At 66.3% G+C, this 6,035-nt stretch carries 5 protein-coding genes and 1 pseudogene; all 6 read right to left on the minus strand.

Features of this window, described 5'->3' with window-relative positions:
* Positions 1 to 741: pseudogene (locus ACMUOO_RS16190) on the minus strand (carboxypeptidase M32); the annotation flags it as partial.
* Complete coding sequence (locus ACMUOO_RS16195; RefSeq protein WP_301917699.1) at positions 738 to 1,745, minus strand: ABC transporter ATP-binding protein; 1,008 nt, start codon at positions 1,743 to 1,745, stop codon at positions 738 to 740. The gene ACMUOO_RS16195 and the pseudogene ACMUOO_RS16190, both read right to left, overlap by 4 nt.
* On the minus strand, positions 1,742 to 2,728 hold the full coding sequence (locus ACMUOO_RS16200) for an ABC transporter ATP-binding protein (protein ID WP_413855721.1): 987 nt from the start codon (positions 2,726 to 2,728) through the stop codon (positions 1,742 to 1,744). Before ACMUOO_RS16200 ends, ACMUOO_RS16195 begins: the two co-directional genes overlap by 4 nt.
* A complete protein-coding gene (locus ACMUOO_RS16205) occupies positions 2,725 to 3,570 on the minus strand; it encodes an ABC transporter permease (protein ID WP_301917697.1) in 846 nt (281 codons plus the stop codon). The genes ACMUOO_RS16200 and ACMUOO_RS16205 overlap by 4 nt, the downstream gene beginning before the upstream one ends.
* The gene (locus ACMUOO_RS16210) at positions 3,567 to 4,505 is read right to left on the minus strand and encodes an ABC transporter permease (protein ID WP_301917696.1); all 939 of its coding nucleotides are present in this window, start codon (positions 4,503 to 4,505) and stop codon (positions 3,567 to 3,569) included. The genes ACMUOO_RS16205 and ACMUOO_RS16210 overlap by 4 nt, the downstream gene beginning before the upstream one ends.
* A 67-nt stretch (positions 4,506 to 4,572) precedes the next feature.
* Positions 4,573 to 6,035: ABC transporter substrate-binding protein (locus ACMUOO_RS16215; RefSeq protein ID WP_413855722.1), on the minus strand; the 1,463-nt coding region annotated here is incomplete at its 5' end.

Genomic DNA, 6,035 nt, shown 5'->3' on the forward strand with positions numbered 1-6,035 from the left:
GCGGCTGGTGATGCGCACGTCATCGCGGGTGAAGGAAATCTCGAACGGATGCACCGTGTCGTCAAGCCGACCCCGGTTCAGGTCATAGCCCATGCGGGCGGCGATCTTCAGGCCGAAGGCCTTCTGCTCGGCGATCGGGAAGGGGCGTTCGAGGAAATCCATGCGCGGCTGCGGCGCGGCCGCGGCGCGTTCGATCAGCGGCACCAAGGCGGATTTGAGGCGTGCGTAGATCGTCTGAAGCCGCTGGTAGTTCATGCCGGGTTCATACATGCCGATCAGCGGGTCATAGGGATGCACCCCGCCGCCGATCGCCGCGGATATCTCGCGCTGCATGGCCATCATCCGGTCGAGAAGCGGCGCGTAGCCCGCGAAGTCGTTCTTCGCCCGCGCCTCGGCCCATGCCGCGTGGGCGCGGGTCTTGAGCCCCGCCATCTCGGAGACGATGCGCGACGGAATGCGGGAAAGCGTGCCGATCTCGGCCTCGGCCCGCGCCAGCGCGCGGCGGCGAATGTCGTCCCCCGGGGCCGAGGCCAGTTCATCGCGGGCGCCGTCCATCGCGCGGCGCATGTCCTCGCCGGTCGCCAGATCGCGGGCGAGGTCGGTCAGCGTTGCAACCTGATGGCCGCGCGCATCGATGCCGCCGGGCGGCATCATCGTGCGTGCATCCCAGCCAAGAAGGTTTACCGCGCAGATGACGTCGTTGATCCGCGCCATGCGGGCCTCGAAGTCGGCATAGCTCATGTCCTGGTCTCCGGTTTGCCGAAGTCGGCTAGGTGGCAGGCAGCGAGGTGCCCGGTTCCCCGCGGGGACAGTTCCGGACGTTCGGTCCGGCAGCGGTCGAAGGCGTGCGGACAGCGGGTGTGGAACAGGCAACCCTGCGGCAGGTTGATCGGGCTTGGCAACTCGCCCCGCGCGGCGACCTTGCGGCTGCGACGGGCGGGGTCAAGCTCGGGCGCGGCATCGAGAAGCGCGCGGGTATAGGGATGGCGGGGGGCGGAGAACAGCGCCTCGGTCGGCCCGATCTCGACCACCTTGCCGAGATACATGACGGCCACCCGGTGTGAGATATGGCGCACCAGGCGCAGATCGTGGGCGACGAACACGACCGTCAGGTGCAGCCGCTCCTGCAGGTCGAGAAGCAGGTTCACCACTTGCGCCTGCACCGACACGTCGAGGGCGGAGACAAGTTCATCCGCGACCAGCACTTCGGGCTCCACCGCCAGCGCCCGCGCAATTCCGATGCGCTGGCGCTGGCCGCCGGAAAACTCGTGCGGATAGCGGTCGGCGGCGTCGGGGTTCAGGCGCACCAGCGCCAGCAGTTCCTCTATGCGCCCGGGGATCCCGGCGGCAGGGCGCATCTTGTGGACGCCAAGGGCCTCGCCCAGAATGCCGCGCACCTTCATGCGCGGATTGAGAGAGCTGTAGGGGTCCTGAAAGATCATCTGGACGCGGCGGTTGAACGCGCGCCGGACCTTGCCTTGCAGCAAGGCGATGTCCTGGCCTTCGAAGACGATCCGCCCGGCGTCGCAGTCGTGCAGCCGCACGAGACAGCGCGCCAAAGTCGATTTCCCGCAGCCGCTTTCGCCGACAATGCCCAGCGTTTCGCCGCGCCGGATCTCGAGGCTGACCCCGTTCAGCGCATGGACCGCCGGCGCAGGCTGGCCCGAGAGCCGGTGCAGGACGCCTTGCCTGAGCGGGAACCGCTTGCCGACATTCTCGGCGGTGATCAGGACCTCGCCCGTCATACCGGCGATCCGGCGGCTGTGACGGCGGTCCGGTTGAAGCAGGCCACGCTGCGGCCGGGCGCGAGGTCTTCCAGCACGGGCACGCGGGCGCGGCAGGGTCCGGTCGCGAAGTCGCAGCGCGGATTGAACGCGCAGCCGGCCGGAATCCGGTCAAGCGGCGGCGGCGTGCCCTCGATAGACAGCAGCATGCTGCGCTCCGTCCCGGCATGCGGCACCGATCCGAGCAGCCCGCGGGTATAGGCATGGGCGGGCTGGGCGAAGACATCGCGGACCGTTCCCGTCTCGACAATGCGCCCCGCATACATGACCGCGATCCGGTCGCAGGTCGCCGCGACAACGCCAAGATCATGGGTGACCAGAACGACGCTCATCGACAGCTCGTCGCGCAGGTCAAGGATCAGTTTCAGGATCTGGTCCTGGATCGTGACATCCAGTGCCGTTGTGGGTTCGTCGGCCAGAAGCAGCGTGGGGTCGCCGGCCAGCGCGATGGCGATCATCACCCGCTGCCGCATCCCGCCCGAGAACTGGTGGGGATATTCCTTCAGCCGCCGCGCGGCGTCGGGAATGCCCACGAGGTCCATGAGGTCGCGGGCGCGGGCGGCCCGTGCGGCCCGGTCCAGATCGGTATGCGCCTTGAGGTTCTCCTCGATCTGGGTGAAGACCGGCAGGACCGGGTTCAGCGCGGTCATCGGCTCCTGAAAGATCATCGAGATCTGGCCGCCGCGCACGCCGCGCAGATCGGCATCGCTCATCGTCAGGATGTCGCGGCCCTGCCAGCGCACATGGCCCGAGACAGCGCCCGAAGCCGGCAGGAGACGCATGATCGAGCGCAGCGTCACGCTCTTGCCCGATCCGCTTTCGCCGACGAGGCCCAGCACCTCGCCGGGCAGGACGGTGAAGGAGACGTCGTTGACGGCGGTCAGGCGCCCGCCGGCGAAGGTGGTCGTGAGGTTGCGCACCTCGAGCGCCGGAGCCTGGGTCATCGCTTGGTCCTCAGAAGTTCCGCCAGCCCGTCGCCGGTCAGGCTGAAGCCGAGGCCCGTCAGCACGATGGCGAGGCCGGGAAAGACCGAAATCCACCAGGCCGTCGCCATGAAGTTCTTGCCGTCGGCGATCTGCACCCCCCATTCGGCGGCCGGGGGCTGGGCGCCAAGCCCGAGATAGCCGAGGCTGGAGCCGAGCAGGATCGCCAGCGCCATGTCGGTCATCCAGTAGACGATGGCGGGGGTGATCGCGTTGGGCAGCAGATGGACGAAGATGATCCGCGCATGGGTATAGCCCATCGCCCGCCCCGCATCGGCATAGTCGAGCCGCTTCTGCACGCGGACTTCGGCAGCGATGATGCGGGCGTAGAAGACCCAGCCGACGACGCCGACGGCGATATACATGTTCACGAGGCCGGGCCCAAGAACCGAGACGATGGCGATGACGAGGACGAGGAAGGGAAAGGTGATGACCGCATCCACGATCCGCCCGAAGATGACCTCGGCCCAACCGCCGGCATAACCCACAAGCGCGCCGACGACGGTGCCGAACAGGAACGGGAAGACGGTGGCGAAGAACGCGATCTGCATGTCGATCGTGTAGGCGTGCAGGACGCGGGAAAGCACGTCGCGGCCGAAATTGTCGGTGCCCATCGGGTGGGCGGAGGTCGGAGCCTGAAGCAATGCGCCGTAGTCGAAGGCATTGGGGTCATAGGGTGCGACCTGGGCGGGGAAAACCGCCACGACAGCGCTGGCGAGAAGGATCGTCGCGCCGAAGATCAGCGGCCGGGGCAGAACGCGGCGGCGGCGCGCGGCCATCATGGGCGTCGTCACATCCGTCATCGCGCCACCCTCGGGTCGAGCCAGGCCTGGACGAGGTCGGTCAGCAGGAAGGTCAGCGAGACGAGCACGGCGAGCGCGATGGTCAGGCCCTGCACCACCGGATAGTCGCGGCCATAGATGCTGTCCACCATGAGCCGCCCGGCGCCGGGAATGGCAAAGACGGTCTCGGTGATTACCGCGCCGCCCAGCAGCGTGCCGATCGACAGCCCGAACAGCGCCACGGTCGAGATCAGCGCGTTGCGCAGGACGTGGCGGGACAGGATGAGCCGCGGGCGCAGCCCCTTGGCACGCGCGAACTGCACGTATTCGGCGTCTATCACGCCGATGATCGCGGCCCGAAGATTGCGCATCAGGATCGCCGACAGGCTCAGCGCCAGGGTCAGCGCGGGCAGGAACAGATGATAGAGATGGTCGAGGAAGCCGTCACCGTAGCCTCCGACAGGAAACCAGCCAAGCCGCGCGCCAAAGACGGTCAGCAGGATCAGCCCCAGATAGAAGACGGGCATCGACAGCCCCACCTGGAAGGCGCCGCGCACGACGCTGTCGGCCGCGCGCCCACGCCGAAGCGCCGCGACGAAGGCCAGGGGCACCGCGAAGAGAACCGCGATCAGCGCCGCCATGACGGTGAGCAGAATGGTGATGGGCAGCCGCGCGGCGATCAGTTCAGCGACCGGAAGCTTGAGGTGGATCGAATTGCCCAGATTGCCGGTCGCCACCGATTTCGCGAAGACCGCGAACTGCACCGGAAGCGAACGGTCGAGGCCAAGCTCACGGTTGATGCGTTCCACATCGGCGTCGAGCGCCCGGTCGCCGAGAATTGCGCTCGCGGGATCGCCGGGCAGCAGGCGGACCAGAACGAAGACGACAATCAGGATGAAGAGAAGCGTCGGGATCAGCTGCAGAAGACGGCGGACGATGAAGGATGCCAGGTGCAAAGGTCACGTCTCCTGATGCGCACCGCCGCAAGACGCGGAGGGGTTGCCCCCTCCGCGGCGGATATCGTCACTTCGCGAGCCACGTTTCGCGGAAGATGTTGTTGCCGAGCGGGATCTGGATGAACCCGTTGACGTTCTTTCCGAGGGCCACGGGATACGGCGTCTCATAGAGCGGGATGGTCGGCCCGGTCGCGTTGAAGATTTCCTGGATGCGCGCGAACTGCTCGGCGCGCTTCGCTGTGTCCATCTCTTTCTGCGAGGCTTCGAAGAGCTTGTCCACCTCTTCGTTCTTCCAACCGGAATGCAGCGCATCGATGGTCGGGCTGTAAGCGAAGTACGAGGTGATCTGGCTGGCATCGGCGATGTCGTTGGTCCAACCGCCCGTGCGCATCTCGAACGTGCCGTTGCGGTACTGTTCCGTGCGCGAGGCATTGTCGACCTGCCTGATCTCAAGGTCGATGCCGATCTCCTTCCACATCTGCTGAAGCGCGGTCGTGATGCCGAGGTCGTCCTGGTTGCCGGCGATCGTGAGGATGCTGGTCTTGAAGCCGTCGGGGAAACCGGACTCGGCCATCAGCGACTTCGCTTTCTCCAGATCGTAGGGGAAAAGCGGCCCGTCGCCCGAATGCATCGGCGTGGTCGAGGACATGAAGGACGACAGCGGCGTGCCGACGCCGTAGGTCACCACCTGCACGAGCGCATCCTTGTTGGCGGCGTAGTTCATCGCCTGGCGGACCTTTTCGTCCGAAAGCGGGTTGGGCTTGCCGTCGAGCTCGGGGCGGACGTTGATGATGACGTCCCAGACGCGGGTGCCGGGGAACAGCTCCATGTTGATGTTGGGGTCGGCCTTCAGCTCGGCCACCCGCGCGAAGGGAATGAACTCCGCCCCCTCGATGTCACCCGACTGCAGCTTGAGGATGCGGGTCGCGTCATCCGGAATGATCTCGAACGTCAGGCCGTCGAGATATGGGAGCGGCTGCCCGTCCTCGCCCTGGTCCCAATAGTTGGGGTTCTTGACCAATTTCATCGTTGCGCCGCGGTCCCAGCTTTCGAGCATGAAGGGGCCGGTGCCGATCGGCTTCTTGGCGAATTCCTCGGCCTTGGCCTTGTCGGTGTCGCCCGGCATCGCCTCGAACGCGGCTTTCGGCATGACGGCGGAGTTGAACACGCTGAGCGCCGACAGGATCGTCGGGTCAGGGTATTTCAGCTTCAACTCGATCGTCTGCGGATCGGGCGACGTCACGGCATCGACCGAGGCGAGAAGGAAGTTCCAGATGCCGTTCTCCGGGTTCCTGGCGCGGTCGAGCGACCAGACGACATCCTCGGCCGTCATCGGCGTGCCATCCGAGAACTTGACCCCTTCACGGAGTTTCAGGGTGACGGCATCGCCGGTCTCGTTGAGGGTCCATTCCGTCGCCAGTCCGGGCTGGAGCCCCAGTCCGTCATCGGTCGGATTGATGAGCGTCTCATAGATGTTGTTCATGACCCAGATGTCGACATTGGCGTCGTTGAGGACCGGGTCGAGGAACA

Origin of the sequence: Albidovulum sp., assembly GCF_041919395.1 — a bacterium.
Classification (GTDB): domain Bacteria; phylum Pseudomonadota; class Alphaproteobacteria; order Rhodobacterales; family Rhodobacteraceae; genus Albidovulum.